The organism is Caulobacter sp. FV2ps19 (assembly GCF_058681035.1).
Genome location: NZ_CM178729.1, coordinates 3,696,276 through 3,712,362, shown reverse-complemented (window position 1 = coordinate 3,712,362; position 16,087 = coordinate 3,696,276). Strand labels below are relative to the sequence as shown.

The window sequence follows — 16,087 nt, the reverse complement described above, 5'->3', positions numbered from 1 at the left end:
GCATCGGGCTTGGGCGATTTGCGCGTCTATCCATAACAATGTGCGCTGAAATGTGAAAAATCCCGCCGCGGTAAGGATTTCCTCACCACGTCGCGTCGAAATAGGGGCGTCCGTTGGAACGCGCGTATGAACCGTAGCAACATCGAGTTGAAGATTTTCGGCCTGATCATGGGCATGGCGGCGGCCATGGTCCTGCTGGCGGCTGGCCTGTTGTTCACGGCCTCGCGTCAGGCTGACCTTCGTGAGCGGGAATACGAACAGACCTTGGTCGGCAACGGCCTGCTGATGCGCGGCAAGGAGATCCAGGGCGCCCTCAATCCCTATGTCATCTGGGACGAGGCGATCCACAAGCTCGACAACGATTTTGACCTGGCCTGGGCCAGTCAGAATATCGGCTCATCGATCGGCGGGGCGCTGGGCTACAGCCTCGTCTTCGTGCTCGACGCCGACAACAAGCCGATCTACGGCCATATGAACGGCACTGACGTCGCGCCGGCGTCGTACGCTGCCTATTCCGGCCAGACCCGGGGGCTGATCGACTGGGTTCGGGCGGTTGAGGCTGATCCTGTCAAGCTGGCGAAGCTTCGCGCCGTCCACCGCAGTCGGGTCGAACTTGTCGCCGGAGAGCCGGTGATGATCACTGTGTCTCTGGTCCGTCCTGACCTGAAGGCCAGGACGCGCGGTCCCCAAGCGCCGCTGGTCGTGACGGGCGTGCCCGTGGCCAACAGCGTCGTGACGGCCTTCTCTGATCGCTTCCTGCTTCAGAACGCTCGTATCCAGATTGTCCCCGCCAGCGAGATCCAGAGCGAAAACGCTCAGGCCCTGCTGGGCCGGGCGCCGGATGGTCGTGGCATCGTGCTGCGCTGGGACCCCCGTCGCCCGGGGGGCGAGCTTCTGCGCCAGGCCACGCCGATCCTGGCCCTGGCCTTCCTGGCCGCCGCCATCGGTTTTGTTCTGCTGTTCCGGGTCACGCGCCGGGCGGCCAAGAAACTGCTGCTCAGCGAGGCCGAGGCCAAGCACTTGGCCCTGCATGATCCCCTGACGGGCCTGGCCAACCGCACCCTGTTCACCGACCGCCTCATCCACGCCCACGCCCTGCTGCGCCGCAAGCCGGGCTATCTGGCCGTGCTGTGCCTGGATCTGGATCGGTTCAAGGAGGTCAATGACAGCTACGGCCACGACGCCGGCGATCAGGTGATCCGCGAGGTCGCGCGTCGTCTGCAGGTCATCTGCCGCGAGACCGACACCATCTGCCGTCTGGGCGGCGATGAATTCGCCATCATCCAGCCCGACACCACCCCCGCCGGCTGCGCCGCCCTGGCCCAGCGGGTGGTCGACGGTCTGTCGGGTGATCTGGATCTGAGCATCGGCCGGGCGGAGCTGTCGTGCTCGGTGGGCGTGGCGGTGGTGTCCGACGCCGACCAGGGTCAGGCCGAGATGCTGCGCCAGGCCGATGTGGCTCTCTATCGCGCCAAGGAGGCCGGTCGCGGCCGCTACTGCTTCTTCGAGCCGGAAATGGACGCCGCCCTGCGTCTGCGCAAGGGCCTGGAGCGCGATCTGCGCGCCGCCATCGAAGAGGAGCGGCTGACCGTCGCCTATCAGCCCCTGACCGACGCGCGCGGCGTGATCCTGGGCGTCGAAGCCCTGGCGCGTTGGCACGATCCGGAGCGGGGCGACATCTCGCCCGCCATCTTCATTCCCCTGGCCGAGTCGACCGGCCTGATCGCCGCCATCGGCCGATCGGTGTTCCGCCGCGCCTGCTATGACAGCCTGCGCTGGTCGGGCCTTGAGGTCTCGGTCAATGTTTCTGCGCTGCAGCTCAGCGCGCCGCGCTTCGTCGACGAGATCGAGGCGATCCTGGCCGAAACGGGCGCCCAGGCCACTGGATTCGTGCTCGAGATCACCGAGACGGCTCTGCTGAAGGACAACGACAGCATGCATGAGGCCCTGCGACGCATAAAGCGTCTGGGCTTCCGACTGGCGCTGGATGATTTCGGCACCGGCTATGCCAGCCTGGCCTATCTGCGCCGTCATCCGATCGACAAGCTGAAGATCGACCGCTCGTTCGTCTCCACCCTGTCGCCCGACAACGAGGCGACCTCGGTGGCCGGCGCCATCATCAGCCTGGCCCGTTCGCTGGGCCTGAAGACCACGGCTGAGGGCGTGGAGACCCAGGCCCAGTTCGATATGCTGGTGAAGATGGGCTGCGTTGAGTTCCAGGGCTTCCTGCTGGGGCGTCCGATGCCGGCCGAGGCCATCGCCGACGCGCGCGAGACCCGTCAGGCCCTCGCCAATTCGGCCAAGGTCCCGACGCGCGCGCTGCGGTAGGGTTGTCACGGGGGCTGGCCGTCCCCAAAACGAAGGCTGGTCAAGCATCGATCTTGCGCGGCATCCTCTGATCCAACGGAGGCGTCGACCTCCGATATCGGGAGGGACCTAGCGTGAATCATCAAGGCGTTAGCCGTCGAGGCCTTGCGGCCCAGTTGCTCGGTGCGGGCGCGCTGGGCGCGGCGGCGGTCGGACTGGCGGGGTGCGAGGATCGGCCAGATACCGAACTCCATCCAAGGTCCAGGCAGTTTCCCAAGGACTTTGTCTGGGGCGTGGCCTCGGCGGCCTTCCAGACCGAAGGCGCGCTCGATGTCGACGGGCGCGGACCCAGCGTCTGGGACGTGTTCGAGAAAAGGCCAGGCATCATTGTCGACGGCTCCGACGCCAGCGTCGCCACCGACAGCTATCGCCGCTACGCCGACGATGTGGACCTGATCGCCGGCGCCGACCTGGACGCCTACCGCTTCTCGATGGCCTGGTCGCGGGTGCTGCCCAGCGGGGAGGGCGCGATCAATCCGGCGGGGTTGGATCACTATTCACGCATGGTCGACGCCCTGTTGGCCAAGGGGATCACGCCCTACGCCACCCTGTTCCATTGGGACCTGCCCCAGGGCCTGCAGGACAAGGGCGGCTGGAAGAACCGCGACACCGCCCTGCGCTTCGCCGACTACGCCCAGGCGGTGGTCGATCGGCTGGGCGACCGGCTCAAGCACTACATCATCCTCAACGAGGCGGCGGTGCATGCGGTGTTTGGCCATGTGCTGGGCGAGCATGCGCCGGGCCTGAAGGACATCAATCTGCTGGGGCCAGTGATCCACCACATGAACCTCGGGCAAGGCCTGGCGATCCAGGCTCTGCGCGCCGGGCGAGGCGACCTTTCGGTCGGCACCACCATGGCCCTGCAACCCTGTCGGCCGGCCGGCGGCGGTCTGGCGTTCTGGAACCGTCTCGCGTCTGACGGTCTGGACGCCCTGTGGAACGGGGCCTGGCTGGATCCCCTGTTCAAGGGCGTTTATCCCAAGGCCCTGCAGGATTTCCTCAAGGGCGGGGTGGTGCGGGACGGCGACATGGCGACGATCCGCCAGCCCATCGATTTTCTGGGGGTGAATTACTATGCGCCCGCCTATGTGCGGCTGGATCTGTCTTCACCCAGCCGCATCGCGCCCGCCCAGCCGCCCAAGGGCGTCGAGCTTGACGCCTTCGGCCGCCATATCGACCCTTCGGGACTGTTCGAGGTGTTACAAAGGGTGCGTCGCGACTATGGCAATCCGCCGGTGCTGATCACCGAAAATGGCTGCTCGGATCCCTTCGGCCAGGGGCCGGCGATCAACGAGGATACGTTCCGCATCCGCTATCTGCGCCGTCATCTGGAGGCGGTGCTGGCGGCCCGCGAGGCGGGCTCCCCGGTCGGCGGCTATTTCTGCTGGACCCTGCTGGACAATTTCGAGTGGGACCTGGGCTACACCTCGAAATTTGGCCTGGTGGCGCACGACCGCGCCACGGGCGCACGGACGCCCAAGGCGTCCTATGCCTGGTTCAAGGCGCTGGCGGAGAACGGGACGCTGCCGTCCTCCCCCTGACGGGCCAGACCCCTAGTCCGGCTTGCAGACCAGAACCGGCTTGCCGTCGCGCTTGGCGGGTTCCAGGCGGCCAGGGCAGGGCTTGGGGTCGGCGGCGTCGATAACGAATTCGGCCTTGGCGAGCGGAGGCGGCGCAGGCTTTTCGGTCATGGCCGGCTCGACCGCAGGACGAGGCGCCGGTTCGGCGGCCGCGATCGGCGCGGTTGGCTCTGCCGTGGCCGGGACAGGGGGCTCGACGGGGGGCTCAGGCGCGGGTTCGGGCGCCTTGGCGGCGTTGTAGATCAGCGCCCGGCCCAGGATGTTGGAGCGTCTTTCAAGGGCCTTGGCGCGGGTTTCGCAGTCGCCGGGCGGCGACCAGCTCATCCACACCTGGGCCAGACGGGCCTTGTTGGCCGAATCCGCGCCGGTCCACACCGAGCGGCCCTTCTTGACCGCGGCGCCGCCATATTCCGAGATCTGGCGCGGACTGGCCTTTTCGGCCGCGGTGATCGCCGACGAGAAGGTCTTGAGGTCGTTGCGGGCCTGGGCGCGCATCTCCGGATAGGTCTTCAGCGACGCGGCGACGCCGTCGGGGCCGGGGAAGGCCTTCTCGATGCGGGTCACTTCGGGCATGACCTGATCATACAGATCGACATAGCCGCCCAGCGCGCCATAGCACCAGGCGACATAGCCGTACTCGTCGGTGGGCGCTGCGGCGACGGGCGCGATGGGCGATTGGCCCATCATGGCCAGGGCGAGAAAGAGAGCGGTCCCCATGAGGGCGGAAGTCCTTTTTGGATAAGCGACGCTTTGATTAGAGCATTTCGGGTCTGATTGGGACCACAGGATGGCGCCCAATGACGAGGATTGACCATCACGAGCCGAGCCGTAACGGACGAGGACGCGAAAAGCTCCACCATGAATTCGGGTTCATGAGCGCGCCCTGGGGCTGGGGCGCGCGCCGAAATATGCTAGAAGGCGGCCTGGGGGCGTGATCCTTATCGCGCTGTCGCGCGTATCTGCTTCGTCCTATTCCCGTCACGCTTCTGGGCTTTCAATCCCTTCATGACCTTCTGGCGCAACATCGCAACCTTGGCCGCGCGCCGGCTTGACCTGGCCGAGTGCCCGGACTGTCCGGCCGGGTTGCCGGGCGAGGATCCGGCGTTCTCGACGGCTGTGACGGCTCTGGGCGCCAAGCTGGCCAAGGCCGATGGCCGCGCGGACGGGCAGGAGTTCGCCGCCTTCAGCGAGGTGTTCCAGCCCGATCCGGCCTCGGAAGACAATATCCACCGGCTCTATGATCTGGCGCGCCAGACCACCCACGGTTTCGAAAGCTACGCCAAGCGGCTGGCCAAGCGCTATCGCACCTGTCCGCAGCTTCTGGAGGATGTGGTCGAGGGCCTGTTCCACATCGCCAAGGCCGATGGCGTCGTCACCCAGGACGAGCTCGACTATCTGGAACGGGTCTCGGACCTCTTTGGCCTGTCGCCGCTGGCCTTCCGCCGGCTGCGCGCTCTCCATGTGGGGGTCTGCGCCAACGACCCCTATGTGATCCTCGAGATCGCCGCCGACGCCGACGACGCAGCGGTGCGCCGCGCCTGGAAGACGGCCCTGTCGTCGGCGCACCCCGATCGCGCGCGGGCGCGGGGTTTGCCCAGCGAGTTCATCGAGGTGGCCGAGGCCAAGTCGGCCACCATCAACGAAGCCTTCGCCACCGTGATGCGCGAGCGGCGGGAACTGGGCCTGGCGGCGGCGGGCTGAGACAGGCATTTCGGCCGAGACGTTATGTCTCGGAAGAAATGGGCTTTTCAGATCGATCGCGCGGGTGTTGAGTTAACAGTAGGCCCACGTGAACCAGACGTGGCTGACGAGATGGGCCAAGAATCGGCGTTCGCGCCGGGAAGGAACGCTTGATGACGGGTTCGACATCCATGACCGGGGGGTCTGCTTTGCGTAGTCTGGCGTGGCTCGCCGGTGCGTTGGCGACATCCGCCGCCGTGGTGATCGGTTCCGTGCTCGCCGTTGTCTTCGCCGCCACCGTCGTGGTCATCGGCTTCATGGGCAGCGCGCTGTTTGGCCTGGTGGCGCTGGCCCTGCGGGCCCGCCGCACCGTCAAGGCCAAGGCCGGCGCCGATCCGTCGCTGATTGAAGCGCGCCACGTCGGCGGCCATTCCTGGGTGGCCTACGGCTGGAACGACCGGCCCTAGCAAACGTCCTCATCGCGAAGACTTCCGCAACGTCGGCCTTGCGGCGCGCGGCTGCCTAGTTGATGCTGCTTTCAAACAGTTGTTGGGAGGCGAGCATGATCGGTGTCGTTGCGACCTTGAAGGTCCAGGTCGACAAGACCTCAGAGTTTGAGGCGGTGTTCCTCGATTTGGCCGCCAAGGTGAAGGCCAACGAGTCTGGCTGCCTGCTCTACCAACTCACCAAGTCCAAGACCGAGGCCGGGACCTACAAGGTGCTGGAGCTCTACGCCACGATGGACGATCTGAAGGCGCACGGCGGCACCGACTATTTCAAGGCCGGCGGCGTGGCGATGGGACCGTTCATGGCCGGCCGCCCCGAGATCGAATATCTGGACGCGGTGGAGTAGCCGCCATGGATCTCGCCTTATCGCCCGAGGATCTGGCCTTCCAGCAGGAGGTCCGCGACTGGATCGCGACCGCCTATGACGATGACCTGCGCCACAAGATGAGCCAGTCCAAGAACGGCTATCTGGACAAGGCCGGGCAGGTGAAATGGCAGAAGAAGCTGGCCGAGCGCGGCTGGGCGGCCCCCGACTGGCCGGTGGAGTGGGGCGGGGCGGGCTTCACCCCCTCGCAGCGCTACATCTACAACATGGAACTGAGCCTGGCCGGCACGCCCACCCCTTCGCCGATGGGCCTGAAGATGTGCGCGCCGGTGGTCCTGGCGTTTGGCACCGAAGAGCAGAAGCGACAGCACCTGCCGCCGATCCTGTCGTCGGACATCTGGTGGTGCCAGGGCTATTCCGAGCCCGGCGCCGGGTCGGATCTGGCCTCGCTGCAGATGAAGGCCGAGCGCGACGGCGACGACTATATCCTCAACGGCTCCAAGATCTGGACCACCCACGCCCAGTGGGCGGACTGGATGTTCTGCCTGGTGCGCACCTCGACCGAGGGCAAGCCGCAGAACGGCATCTCGTTCCTGCTGCTGCGCATGGACACCCCCGGCATCCAGATCAAGCCGCTGCCCACCCTGGATGGTCCCGCCGAGGGCCAGCAGGAGATCAATCAGGTGTTCTTCGACAATGTGCGGGTGCCGATCGCCAACCGCATCGGCGAGGAGAACAAGGGCTGGACCTACGCCAAGTACCTGCTCGAGTTCGAACGCGGCAACGCCTATGCGCCCGGCCTGATGAACATGATCAAGAAGGTGCGCAAGATCGCCTCGACAGAACTGGCCGATGATGGCGGCCGGCTGATCGACGATCCGGACTTCCGGTCCAAGATCGCCAATCTGGAGATTTCGGTCGCGGCCCTGAACGCGGCCGAACTGCGGATCTTCTCGGGCCGGGACGCGGGCAAGGCCGTGGGGCCGGCCTCGTCGATGCTGAAATGCGCCGGCTCCGAAGCCCAGCAGGCGATCACCGAACTGACCCTGGAAGCGGTGGGAACCTATGCCGCGCCCTTCGTGCGCGACACCTTGGCGCCCAGCAATGAAGGCCGCGCCGGCCCTGACTACGCCGCGCCCGCGGCCCCGACCTATTTCAGCTACCGCAAGGCCTCGATCTATGCCGGCTCCAACGAGATCCAGCGCAACATCATGGCCAAGCTGGTCCTGGGGCTTTGAGCCCGTGCGTCCTTCGAGGCCCGCTGCGCGGGCGCCTCAGGATGAGGACCTTTTTCTGATTTCCTCATCCTGAGGCGCGAGGCGTCGCCGAGCCTCGAAGGACGCAGGGCGGCTGAACAACACACCATCCGGGTTGTAGTTTTTCTGGATAGTCCATAATCGCAACCCGCCCCATAATTCCCCCAACACCGACCTTTCCGAAAGCGCTCCATGGCCCTCGACGCCCTCTTCAAGCCGTTTGAATTCAAGTCGCTGAAACTGCCCAACCGGGTGGTGATGGCCCCGATGACCCGGTCGTTCTCGCCGGGCGGCGTGCCGACTGATGACGTGGCGGCCTATTATCGTCGCCGCGCCGAAGGTCAGGTCGGTCTGATCATCACCGAGGGCACGGGCGTGGCGCGCGACGCCTCGCTCAATGACGCCAATGTCCCGCGCTTCCATGGCGAAAAGGAACTGGCGGCCTGGAAGAAGGTCGTGGACGAGGTTCACGCCGCCGATGGCCTGATCGCGCCGCAGCTTTGGCACGTCGGCGCCGCCAAGGGCAAAGACGTCCTGGGCAAGATCGACAGCCCCTCGGGCCTGTCCAAGAAGGGCGGCAACCCCTTCACCGAGCCGATGACCGACGCCGAGGTGGCCGACACCATCGCCGCCTTCGCCGACGCCGCCCGTAACGCCAAGCTGCTGGGCTTCGACGCCATCGAACTGCACGGCGCCCACGGCTATCTGATCGACCAGTTCTTCTGGGAAGGCACCAATGTGCGCGGCGACGCCTTCGGCGGCCCGACCATCGGCGAACGCAGCACCTTCGCCGCCGAGATCCTCAAGGCCGTCCGTGTCGCCGTGGGCCCCGACTATCCGGTGATCATCCGGCTGTCGCAGTGGAAGCAGCAGGACTACGCCGTCAAGAACGCCGCCACGCCTCAAGAGCTGGAAGCCTGGCTTCAGCCGCTGGCCGACGCCGGCGCCGACATCTTCCACTGCTCGCAGCGCCGTTTCTGGGAGCCGGAATTCGAAGGCTCCGACCTGAACTTCGCCGGCTGGGCCAAGAAGCTGACCGGCGCCCCGACGATCACCGTGGGCTCGGTGGGCCTGTCGGGCGAGTTCATCGCGGCCTTCGGCGGCGAGGGCAGCCAGCCTGCCTCGATCGACGGCCTGCTGGAGCGCCTGGATCGCGGCGAGTTCGATCTGGTCGGCGTCGGCCGCGCCCTGCTGCAGGACCCTGACTGGGTCGTGAAGATCCGCGATGGTCGTCAGGACGAACTGAAGAACTTCGAACGCGAGGCGCTGGGGGTTCTTTACTAGGCCCTTGTCCTTCTCCCCTTGCGGGAGAAGGTGGCCCCGGCGAATGCCGGGGTCGGATGAGGGGTTCTCGGATCGGTCAGCCGCGCTCGGCTGACCCGGCCGCCCCCTCATCCGTCGCTTCGCGACACCTTCTCCCGCGAGGGGAGAAGGGGATTACCCGTTGAAGTTCAGCGTCAGCCCCGGCCGCGGCCAGCGCGCCTTGTAGAGCTTGCCGGTGCCCGACGCCGTGATCCAGGCGTCGCGCATGTCGGCCCCGCCAAAGCAGATATTGGTGACGATCACATCCGGGAAGGCGAAGTGCTCGGTCGAGCCATTGGGGTCGAACGCGGTGATCCCGCCATTGATGATCGTCGCCACGCAGACCTTGCCGCCGGCCTCGACCGCCAGGCTGTCCAGCAACTGATAGCCGGGCAGGGTGCAGACCACATTGCCGGGCGCGAACCCCGCCGCGGGCGCCAGGACGCCGGGCTCGGCGATATCGAAGGACCAAAGCCGTCCCAGGGTGGTGTCGGCCATGTAGACGGTCGTCTCGTCGGGCGAGAGACCCACGCCGTTGGGCGAGACGAAGTGGTCGCGCGCCCGGGTGATCTTCGAGCCGTCTGTGAGGGCGTAGTAGAGGGCGCCGAACTTGCGGCCGTCGGGCGTCGAGCAGCCATGGTCGGTGAACCAGAACCCGCCCTGCCTGTCGAAGACCAGATCATTGGGCCCGACCAGCGGCTTGCCGTCGCACTCTGTGTACAGCGTCGTCACCTTGCCGGACTTCAGGTCCACCCGCTGGATCAAGCCGCCCGTGTGGCTGGGCGGCGTCGGGCCCGGCACATTGAGGCCGCCCATATCGATGAACTGGAAGCTGCCGCCGTTGTTGGTGACATAGATCGCCCCGTCCGGACCGATCGCCGCGCCATTGGGTCCGCCGCCGGTCTCCGCCACCGTCTGGCGTTTGCCGTCGGGGGTGATGCGGCTCAGCCTCTGGCCCTGGATCTCGGTGAGGATCACCGAACCATCGGCCATGGCGATCGGGCCCTCCGGAAACAGCAGACCTTCGGCGACGAGTTGGATGTCCATGCGTCTCTCCCTGATCGCGTCTGGCGCGCGAAGGAGAGGACTATAAACGGGTGTTTGAAGTCGCCGCTAGGGTGACGCGGAGGTAGAGGCTGCAAAGATCGAACGCGGTCATTGAACCGTTCGCGTCTTCCGCGCCACCTAGCTTTCAACAACGCAGATGAGTGAGGCGATGGTGGCTTTGGCGGGTCAGATTCTGGATGAATACCTGACCGTCTGCGCCAGGGCCGGTGATCGCGTTGCGTTCGAGAAGCTGGTCCGCCGCTGGCACAAGCGCCTCGTCGCCCATGCCTGGCGTCTGATCGGGGACGGCGAGGCGGCCAAGGACGTCGCCCAGGCCAGTTGGGTCGAGATCGCCAAGGGGTTGCCGCATCTCCGCGACGAGCGGGCCTTTCCCGCCTGGGCGTATCGGATCGTTTCGCGCCGCTGCGCCCGCATGATCAAGACCAGGATCGAGGAGCGGGCCTTCATCAGCGCTTTTGAAGCGCAGCCGGAGCCGGCGTTCAACGCGCCAGAGCAGGAGCGACTGGCGGCCCGCCATCAACTGGAGGCCGCCATCGCGCAGCTTCCCGGCGTGCAGCGCGCTGCGATCGCCCTTTTTCATTTCCATGACATGAGCATCCCCGAGATCGCCGTGGCCCTGGATGTCCCCGCGGGCACGATAAAGACCCGCCTGTTGCACGCACGGCGTCGATTGCGCGCCCTGCTGGAAGGAGAACACCATGAGTGATGCTGACCGGATGATTGATGACGCTCTAGCCGCTCAGGAACGCGAGCTTCTCCGTCAGATCGACGAGGAGCCGGGCTATCTGGCTCAAGCCATGGCGATCTTTGACGGGCGCACCGGCTGGGTGAACCTGACCCTGATGATCGTTCAGGGGTTGATGTTCGTGGGCGGTGTGATCGCGGCCTTGAAGTTCTTCAATGCCGGGGACGTTCTGACGGCCCTGCGTTGGGGGTTGCCGGCGGTGGTGCTGCTGATCTGCGCGCTGGTGATGAAGATGGCGCTGTGGCCGACGTTCCAGGCCAACCGGCTGGTGCGTGAGCTCAAGCGCCTAGAGTTGCAAATCATCCGGCGTTTCGAGGCGCAGCCGTAAGCGCCGTCTGGATTGGCTAACGCCGCTCCAGCACCCGGAACACAAACGCGTGGTCGTCGCCGTCGCCGGCGGGGTAGGCCTCGCGCCGGACCTCGGTCCAGGCGGCTTCGTCGAAGTCGGGGAAGGTGACGTCGCCGTCGACCTCGGCCGAGACCTCGGTCAGGTACAGCCGCTTGGCCTTGGGCAGGGCCATCTCGAACAGGGCGCGGCCGCCGATCACGCACACCTCGTCGACACCGTCGTCCTCGGCCTGTTCCTTGGCCATCTGCACGGCCTCCAGGAAGCTTTCGCACACCACGGCCTGGGCCGGCTCGAAGCTGCCGTCGCGCGACAGCACCACGTTCATCCGGCCGGGCAGGGGCTTGCGGGGCAGGCTGTCCCAGGTCTTGCGACCCATGATGATCGGCTTGCCCAGGGTATTGGCCTTGAACAGGGCCAGGTCCGACTTCAGCCGCCACGGCAGGTCGCCGTCACGGCCAATGACGCCATTGGCGGCGCGGGCGACGACGAGGGACAGGATCGGGGTCATGCTGCTGCTTTAGCCTCGCCCCGGCGCCGACGCCAGCCAAGAGCGCTTGCCAGAGATCTGAGCGTCGTTAAGTTGGGGTGGGGAGAAAAACATCATGACGATCTCGGCCTTCGAAATGCACATGGCCCGAACGGGCGGCGTCGAGGTGTTGCAGGGGCGCGCCGTCGACCTGGCCCCGCCCGGGGCGGGCGAGGCGCGGGTGGCGATCGAGGCGGCCGGCGTCGCCTTTGCCGACATCGTCATGCGCACAGGGCTCTATCCCGGGGTCAAGGCGCCGGTGACGCCGGGCTATGATCTGGTCGGCCGTATCGAGGCCCTGGGGCCTGGCGTCGAGGGTTTTGCTGTCGGCCAGCGGGTGGCGGCCCTGACGGTCACCGGCTCCTATGCCGATCGTCGCAATGTCGAGGCCCGCTATCTGGTCGCCGCGCCCGAAGGCGTCGCCGCGGAGGCCCTGGTGGCCGGCGTGCTGAACGGCCTGACCGCCTGGCAGATGTTTCATCGCATCGCCTCGGCCCAGCCCGGGGAATGGGTGCTGGTGCACGGCGCGGCGGGCGGGGTCGGCGGGCTGCTGCTGGACCTGGCGCGCCTTGCCGGAGTGAGGGCGATCGGCGCCGCCTCGGCGGGCAAGCGCGCGGTGGTCGAGGCCAAGGGCGGCGTCCATCTCGACTATCGCAGCGCGCCGGTGGCCAAGCGGGCTCTGGAGATCTCCGGCGGCGGCGTGGTGGCGGCCTTTGATCACGTGGGCGGGGCTCACCTGAAGACGGCCTCGATCGCCGCCCTGCGCGCGGGCGGTACGGCGGTGCTCTATGGCGGCTATGACGCCACCCGGGGCGGCAAGCTGCGGCCCGGCGCGATGATCGGCATGCTGCTGGCCGACCGACTGTCAGCGATGACGCTGTTTTCGACCAGCCAAGGCGTGGTCGGCTACAATGTCACCTCGTGGCGCGATGCGCGGCCGGACGCCTATCGGCAGGATCTGGCCGCCGTGCTGGCCCTGATCGGGGCGGGGAAGATCGACCCGCAGATCGGCGCGACCTTCCCGCTGGCCGAGGCGGCCAAGGCGCAGGAGTTGCTGCAGTCGACCAAGGTTGCGGGGAAGATCGTGTTGAAGCCCTAGAGCATTTTCCGATAAGTGTGAAACGGTTATCGGATCGAAAAATGCTCTAAACTTTTGATTTAGAGCCCTTTTCGCCCGACCCTGATGAAGCCATCAGGTCGGAAAGGGCTCTAGGCGCCGCCGAAGGGGACGATGATCTGCTGGGCGCTGGCGCGGGCGATCAGTTCGCCGTCGGGCCGGAAGAAATCGGCTTCGACATGGATGATCGATCGGGTCTTGGCCACGACCCGGCCTTCGAGGCGCAGGGGCTCGGCCTTGCCCACGCGGATGAAGTCGATCTTCAGATGGCTGGTGCGGAACATGGCGTCGGCCGGCGCCGCGGTCATGGCCGCGAAGGCCAGGATCTGGTCGGCCAGCGCCGCCAGATAGCCGCCGAACATCGAGCCATCGCTGTTGAGGAGATCCGGCGAGGGCTGCCAGACCTTTCTCGCCCAGCCCGGTCCCCAGTCGTCCAGCCCGCCCAATTGCAACGTCTGAACGACGGGCGGGAAGGCCGTGTCGCCGGCCTTCAGCTGATCCAGGCGGTCGGTGGCCCAGGTCAGACCGAAACCTCGGCCTTGATGTGCGGGTGGGCTTCATAGCCCTCCAGCTTGAAGTCCGCATACTCGAAGGCGAACAGGTCGCGCTTGTCGGCGATGGTCAGGGTGGGGAAGGGGAACGGCTCGCGGGTCAGCTGTTCGCGGGCCTGGTCGAGGTGGTTGAGATACAGGTGGGCGTCGCCGAAGGTGTGGACGAACTCGCCGGGCTCCAGCCCCACCACCTTGGCGACCATCAGGGTCAGCAGGGCGTAGGAGGCGATGTTGAACGGCACGCCCAGGAAGACGTCGGCGCTGCGCTGATAGAGCTGGCAGCTGAGCTTTCCATCGGCGACGAAGAACTGGAACAGGCAGTGGCAGGGCGGCAGGGCCATGTCCTCGACATCGGCCGGGTTCCAGGCGCTGACGATGTGGCGGCGGCTGTTGGGATTGGTCTTCAGACCCTCAATGAGGATTTCAATTTGGTCGATGGACTCTCCGTTGGGCATTGCCCAAGAGCGCCACTGCTTGCCATAGACAGGGCCCAAGCAGCCCTTCTCATCGGCCCATGCATCCCAAATTCGTACGCCGTTTTCCTTCAGATAGGCGATGTTAGTATCGCCTTTCAGGAACCACAGCAGCTCGATAAAGATCGAGCGAAGGTGCAGTTTCTTCGTCGTTAGAACAGGGAAACCCTGCGCTAGATCGAACCGAATTTGACGGCCGAATACGCCCAGAGTGCCAGTGCCGGTGCGATCGTCGCGGCGCACACCATTATCGAGAATATCCTGAAGGAGGTCGAGGTACTGCCACTCGGGATGGTGGGCGGATGCACGAGGCTTGAGCGGAGTGTGAAAGTTCATATGGCACCAACTAGGCTGACCTACTGGTGTGCCGCGACCCACGTTTGCGCGCGATGATACAAATTGCATCGTACATTACGGCTCACGACTTAGAGTCGGCTGCTCACCGCCAGTGAACAGCCACCTGTGCATAACTTAGTTACTCACTGGTTATCAACAGGCAGCTGTTAATGGAAATACGTGTGGCCCGATTCTCGATTTCTCTCCAGAAGGAGCATTCAGAAGTCGTTTGGCTTCTGGCCGGAACGGGCTTTCACACTGATCCAAACCACTTTTGCGTTGGGATCAGTGCTTAGGCTTATAAAATGTTCTACCGCGCCGGCTCCAACCCGGCGTTCAGGACCCAGCCGACATTGTCGTTCTCATCGGCCACTTCCCACCACATCTCCTGCTTCTTGCCGGTCGGATAGACCAGGGCGCCGGCGGGAAGGGCGCGCAGCAGTTTGCCGCCGGCGACAGGCGTAGCGCGCAGATTGACGACCCGGGTGGCGACGAAGGTCTTGGACGGCGCGGCCTGGGCGGCCGGGACGTCGGACGACAGGAGCCCGAGTTCGGAGACCAGCTTGGTGTAGCTGTTGATGAACGACAGCGTGACGATGCGGCCGATCTCGGTGTCTTCATAGCCGCCGCCGACCGCGCCGGCGAAGCCGATGCCGCCGCCCGCGCCCCAGCTGATATCGTTCTTGACGGCATAGCCTTCCTGAACGGCCACGGTCTCGGTTGTGCGCACGTTGGTCAGGGAGAGAACGGTGTTGGCTTCCAGCTTCTTGGTCTTGATGCCGCCGATCAGGCCGCCGGCGCGACCGCCGATCAGACCGCCGATGGCGCCGGCCACCGCGCCGCCGCCGGCGTTGCTGTCGCTGGCCTGAACTTCAGCCACCAGCACGTAGTCGGCGGCCTTGACCTGGCCCTGTCCGACGTTCGAGCCGCGCTGCAGACCCAGATTGCCGCCGATGTTGCGTTCGATCTGGGCGGCGTTGAGGCCCGCGCCCCGATCGACCAGATTGAAGCAGCCCGACTTCTGGACCATGGCCTTCAGCAGCTTTTGCGGCGAGGCCAGATTGTACTGCATCCAGCCGCGCGTATCGTCGCCGTCGATGATCGACAGCGTGCCCAGCTTGCGGGCGCAGCGCGGGATCTCGGCGACGGCCTGGGTCTGCATCTGCTGGGCCTTGCTGGCCTTGGCCTTGGCTTGGGCCAGGGCCGCAGCCGGAGCAAGGGCGACGATCGCGGCGCTCAGCGCCAGCAACCCGGACAACTTCTTCATCTTTAGGACTCCCCGGACGAGGCCGGGACTTTACTGACGCCCTCAGGGGTCGCCAACCGGTTTGTGGGGTTTCAGCCCGCGAAGCCGCCCTCGTCGAGGAATGTCTGCTCGGCGGGCGTCGTTTCTCGGCCCAGCACGGGGTTGCGATGGGGGAAGCGGCCAAAGCGGGCGATGACGTCGCGGTGCTCCAGGGCCCATTTGATGGTGTTCTCATCACCGCTGTCGGCCTGAAGGGCGGCGCACAGCTCGACGCTGAACTCCTGATCGACCAGGGATTCAGAGTGTTCGAACGGCAGGTAGAAGAACGGCCGCAGCTCGGCGTCCACGGCCTGGTCGTGGCCGGCGGCGATGGCGGCGCGGGCGAACATCCTGGCCAGCGGATCGGTGGCGAAGGCGTGGGCGGTGCCGCGATAGAGATTGCGCGGAAACTGATCCAGCAGGATCATCAGGGCCAGGGCGCCTTCGGGGGTCTCGGCCCAGCGGTCATAGCGGCGCTGAGCGGCGCGGTAGTGGGTCTGCTCGAATTTCAGGGCGATGGCGGCATCGAACGCAGGGTCCTTGGCGAACCATTTCCGGGGCCCGGCGGCGCGCCAGAAGCCAATAATATCCATAGGGTGCGCGGTCATACTCAAGCCCTG

The 16,087-nt window shown here is 65.9% G+C and carries 17 protein-coding genes and 1 pseudogene; 10 read left to right on the top strand and 8 right to left on the bottom strand.

What is annotated here, in order from left to right; translation table 11 throughout:
* Nucleotides 1–126: 126 nt before the first annotated feature.
* Both ACW18B_RS17670 and ACW18B_RS17665 read left to right on the top strand, forming a co-directional pair.
* Nucleotides 127–2,328, top strand: coding sequence for a bifunctional diguanylate cyclase/phosphodiesterase (locus tag ACW18B_RS17670; protein ID WP_492048319.1), 2,202 nt, complete (start codon nt 127–129; stop codon nt 2,326–2,328).
* 155 nt (nt 2,329–2,483) lie between these two features.
* Nucleotides 2,484–3,908: a GH1 family beta-glucosidase gene (locus ACW18B_RS17665; RefSeq protein ID WP_492051772.1), complete on the top strand. Its 1,425-nt coding sequence runs from the start codon at nt 2,484–2,486 to the stop codon at nt 3,906–3,908.
* A gap of 12 nt (nt 3,909–3,920) precedes the next feature.
* Here the strand turns inward: ACW18B_RS17665 and ACW18B_RS17660 are convergent, their stop codons facing one another.
* Nucleotides 3,921–4,664 (bottom strand): hypothetical protein, encoded by a 744-nt coding sequence (locus ACW18B_RS17660; RefSeq protein ID WP_492048318.1) that lies wholly within the window; start codon nt 4,662–4,664, stop codon nt 3,921–3,923.
* A 288-nt stretch (nt 4,665–4,952) separates the two neighbouring features.
* Here ACW18B_RS17660 and ACW18B_RS17655 point away from each other — a divergent pair, with 288 nt between their 5' ends.
* From ACW18B_RS17655 to ACW18B_RS17640, 4 genes are all read left to right on the top strand, one after another.
* A complete protein-coding gene (locus tag ACW18B_RS17655) occupies nt 4,953–5,648 on the top strand; it encodes a TerB family tellurite resistance protein (RefSeq protein WP_492048317.1) in 696 nt (231 codons plus the stop codon).
* A gap of 152 nt (nt 5,649–5,800) precedes the next feature.
* The gene (locus ACW18B_RS17650; protein WP_492048316.1) at nt 5,801–6,094 is read left to right on the top strand and encodes a hypothetical protein; all 294 of its coding nucleotides are present in this window, start codon (nt 5,801–5,803) and stop codon (nt 6,092–6,094) included.
* A gap of 95 nt (nt 6,095–6,189) precedes the next feature.
* A complete protein-coding gene (locus ACW18B_RS17645) occupies nt 6,190–6,480 on the top strand; it encodes a putative quinol monooxygenase (protein WP_492048315.1) in 291 nt (96 codons plus the stop codon).
* Nucleotides 6,481–6,485: 5 nt separating this feature from the next.
* Nucleotides 6,486–7,697, top strand: a complete 1,212-nt coding sequence (locus ACW18B_RS17640) for an acyl-CoA dehydrogenase family protein (protein WP_492048314.1) — start codon at nt 6,486–6,488, stop codon at nt 7,695–7,697.
* Between the two features lie 5 nt (nt 7,698–7,702).
* On the opposite strand, the pseudogene ACW18B_RS17635 reads toward ACW18B_RS17640, so the two are convergent.
* Nucleotides 7,703–7,817: pseudogene (locus ACW18B_RS17635) on the bottom strand (hypothetical protein); the annotation flags it as partial.
* A gap of 90 nt (nt 7,818–7,907) precedes the next feature.
* Between ACW18B_RS17635 and ACW18B_RS17630 the strand changes: the two are divergent.
* The gene (locus ACW18B_RS17630; protein WP_492048313.1) at nt 7,908–8,999 is read left to right on the top strand and encodes an NADH:flavin oxidoreductase; all 1,092 of its coding nucleotides are present in this window, start codon (nt 7,908–7,910) and stop codon (nt 8,997–8,999) included.
* Between the two features lie 153 nt (nt 9,000–9,152).
* Here ACW18B_RS17630 and ACW18B_RS17625 read toward each other — a convergent pair whose 3' ends face one another.
* The gene (locus tag ACW18B_RS17625; RefSeq protein WP_492048312.1) at nt 9,153–10,064 is read right to left on the bottom strand and encodes an SMP-30/gluconolactonase/LRE family protein; all 912 of its coding nucleotides are present in this window, start codon (nt 10,062–10,064) and stop codon (nt 9,153–9,155) included.
* A gap of 169 nt (nt 10,065–10,233) precedes the next feature.
* Here ACW18B_RS17625 and ACW18B_RS17620 point away from each other — a divergent pair, with 169 nt between their 5' ends.
* Complete coding sequence (locus ACW18B_RS17620) at nt 10,234–10,791, top strand: RNA polymerase sigma factor (protein ID WP_492048311.1); 558 nt, start codon at nt 10,234–10,236, stop codon at nt 10,789–10,791.
* Nucleotides 10,784–11,158, top strand: coding sequence for a DUF6768 family protein (locus ACW18B_RS17615; protein WP_492048310.1), 375 nt, complete (start codon nt 10,784–10,786; stop codon nt 11,156–11,158). Before ACW18B_RS17620 ends, ACW18B_RS17615 begins: the two co-directional genes overlap by 8 nt.
* A 16-nt stretch (nt 11,159–11,174) precedes the next feature.
* Here the strand turns inward: ACW18B_RS17615 and ACW18B_RS17610 are convergent, their stop codons facing one another.
* Nucleotides 11,175–11,687 (bottom strand): dihydrofolate reductase, encoded by a 513-nt coding sequence (locus ACW18B_RS17610; protein WP_492048309.1) that lies wholly within the window; start codon nt 11,685–11,687, stop codon nt 11,175–11,177.
* Between the two features lie 94 nt (nt 11,688–11,781).
* On the opposite strand from ACW18B_RS17610, the gene ACW18B_RS17605 reads away from it, so the two are divergent.
* Complete coding sequence (locus ACW18B_RS17605; RefSeq protein ID WP_492048308.1) at nt 11,782–12,804, top strand: zinc-binding dehydrogenase; 1,023 nt, start codon at nt 11,782–11,784, stop codon at nt 12,802–12,804.
* A 110-nt stretch (nt 12,805–12,914) separates the two neighbouring features.
* On the opposite strand, the gene ACW18B_RS17600 is transcribed toward ACW18B_RS17605, so the two are convergent.
* The 4 genes from ACW18B_RS17600 to ACW18B_RS17585 form a co-directional block, all read right to left on the bottom strand.
* Complete coding sequence (locus ACW18B_RS17600) at nt 12,915–13,268, bottom strand: PaaI family thioesterase (RefSeq protein WP_492048307.1); 354 nt, start codon at nt 13,266–13,268, stop codon at nt 12,915–12,917.
* Between the two features lie 74 nt (nt 13,269–13,342).
* Nucleotides 13,343–14,182: a thymidylate synthase gene (locus ACW18B_RS17595; RefSeq protein WP_492048306.1), complete on the bottom strand. Its 840-nt coding sequence runs from the start codon at nt 14,180–14,182 to the stop codon at nt 13,343–13,345.
* Between the two features lie 310 nt (nt 14,183–14,492).
* Nucleotides 14,493–15,449 (bottom strand): CsgG/HfaB family protein, encoded by a 957-nt coding sequence (locus tag ACW18B_RS17590; protein ID WP_492048305.1) that lies wholly within the window; start codon nt 15,447–15,449, stop codon nt 14,493–14,495.
* A 71-nt stretch (nt 15,450–15,520) separates the two neighbouring features.
* Nucleotides 15,521–16,075 carry a DUF924 family protein gene (locus ACW18B_RS17585; protein WP_492048304.1) on the bottom strand — a complete coding sequence of 185 codons (555 nt, stop codon included), beginning with the start codon at nt 16,073–16,075 and terminating at the stop codon, nt 15,521–15,523.
* Nucleotides 16,076–16,087 lie beyond the last annotated feature (12 nt).

Bases quoted from the DNA above. Each gene is read 5' to 3' on its own strand.
- ACW18B_RS17670 (WP_492048319.1), top strand. From the start codon at position 127: ATGAACCGTAGCAACATCGAGTTGAAGATTTTCGGCCTGATCATGGGC.
- ACW18B_RS17660 (WP_492048318.1), bottom strand. From the start codon at position 4,664: ATGGGGACCGCTCTCTTTCTCGCCCTGGCCATGATGGGCCAATCGCCC.
- ACW18B_RS17655 (WP_492048317.1), top strand. From the start codon at position 4,953: ATGACCTTCTGGCGCAACATCGCAACCTTGGCCGCGCGCCGGCTTGAC.
- ACW18B_RS17650 (WP_492048316.1), top strand. From the start codon at position 5,801: ATGACGGGTTCGACATCCATGACCGGGGGGTCTGCTTTGCGTAGTCTG.
- ACW18B_RS17645 (WP_492048315.1), top strand. From the start codon at position 6,190: ATGATCGGTGTCGTTGCGACCTTGAAGGTCCAGGTCGACAAGACCTCA.
- ACW18B_RS17640 (WP_492048314.1), top strand. From the start codon at position 6,486: ATGGATCTCGCCTTATCGCCCGAGGATCTGGCCTTCCAGCAGGAGGTC.
- ACW18B_RS17630 (WP_492048313.1), top strand. From the start codon at position 7,908: ATGGCCCTCGACGCCCTCTTCAAGCCGTTTGAATTCAAGTCGCTGAAA.
- ACW18B_RS17625 (WP_492048312.1), bottom strand. From the start codon at position 10,064: ATGGACATCCAACTCGTCGCCGAAGGTCTGCTGTTTCCGGAGGGCCCG.
- ACW18B_RS17620 (WP_492048311.1), top strand. From the start codon at position 10,234: ATGGTGGCTTTGGCGGGTCAGATTCTGGATGAATACCTGACCGTCTGC.
- ACW18B_RS17615 (WP_492048310.1), top strand. From the start codon at position 10,784: ATGAGTGATGCTGACCGGATGATTGATGACGCTCTAGCCGCTCAGGAA.
- ACW18B_RS17610 (WP_492048309.1), bottom strand. From the start codon at position 11,687: ATGACCCCGATCCTGTCCCTCGTCGTCGCCCGCGCCGCCAATGGCGTC.
- ACW18B_RS17605 (WP_492048308.1), top strand. From the start codon at position 11,782: ATGACGATCTCGGCCTTCGAAATGCACATGGCCCGAACGGGCGGCGTC.
- ACW18B_RS17595 (WP_492048306.1), bottom strand. From the start codon at position 14,182: ATGAACTTTCACACTCCGCTCAAGCCTCGTGCATCCGCCCACCATCCC.
- ACW18B_RS17590 (WP_492048305.1), bottom strand. From the start codon at position 15,449: ATGAAGAAGTTGTCCGGGTTGCTGGCGCTGAGCGCCGCGATCGTCGCC.
- ACW18B_RS17585 (WP_492048304.1), bottom strand. From the start codon at position 16,075: ATGACCGCGCACCCTATGGATATTATTGGCTTCTGGCGCGCCGCCGGG.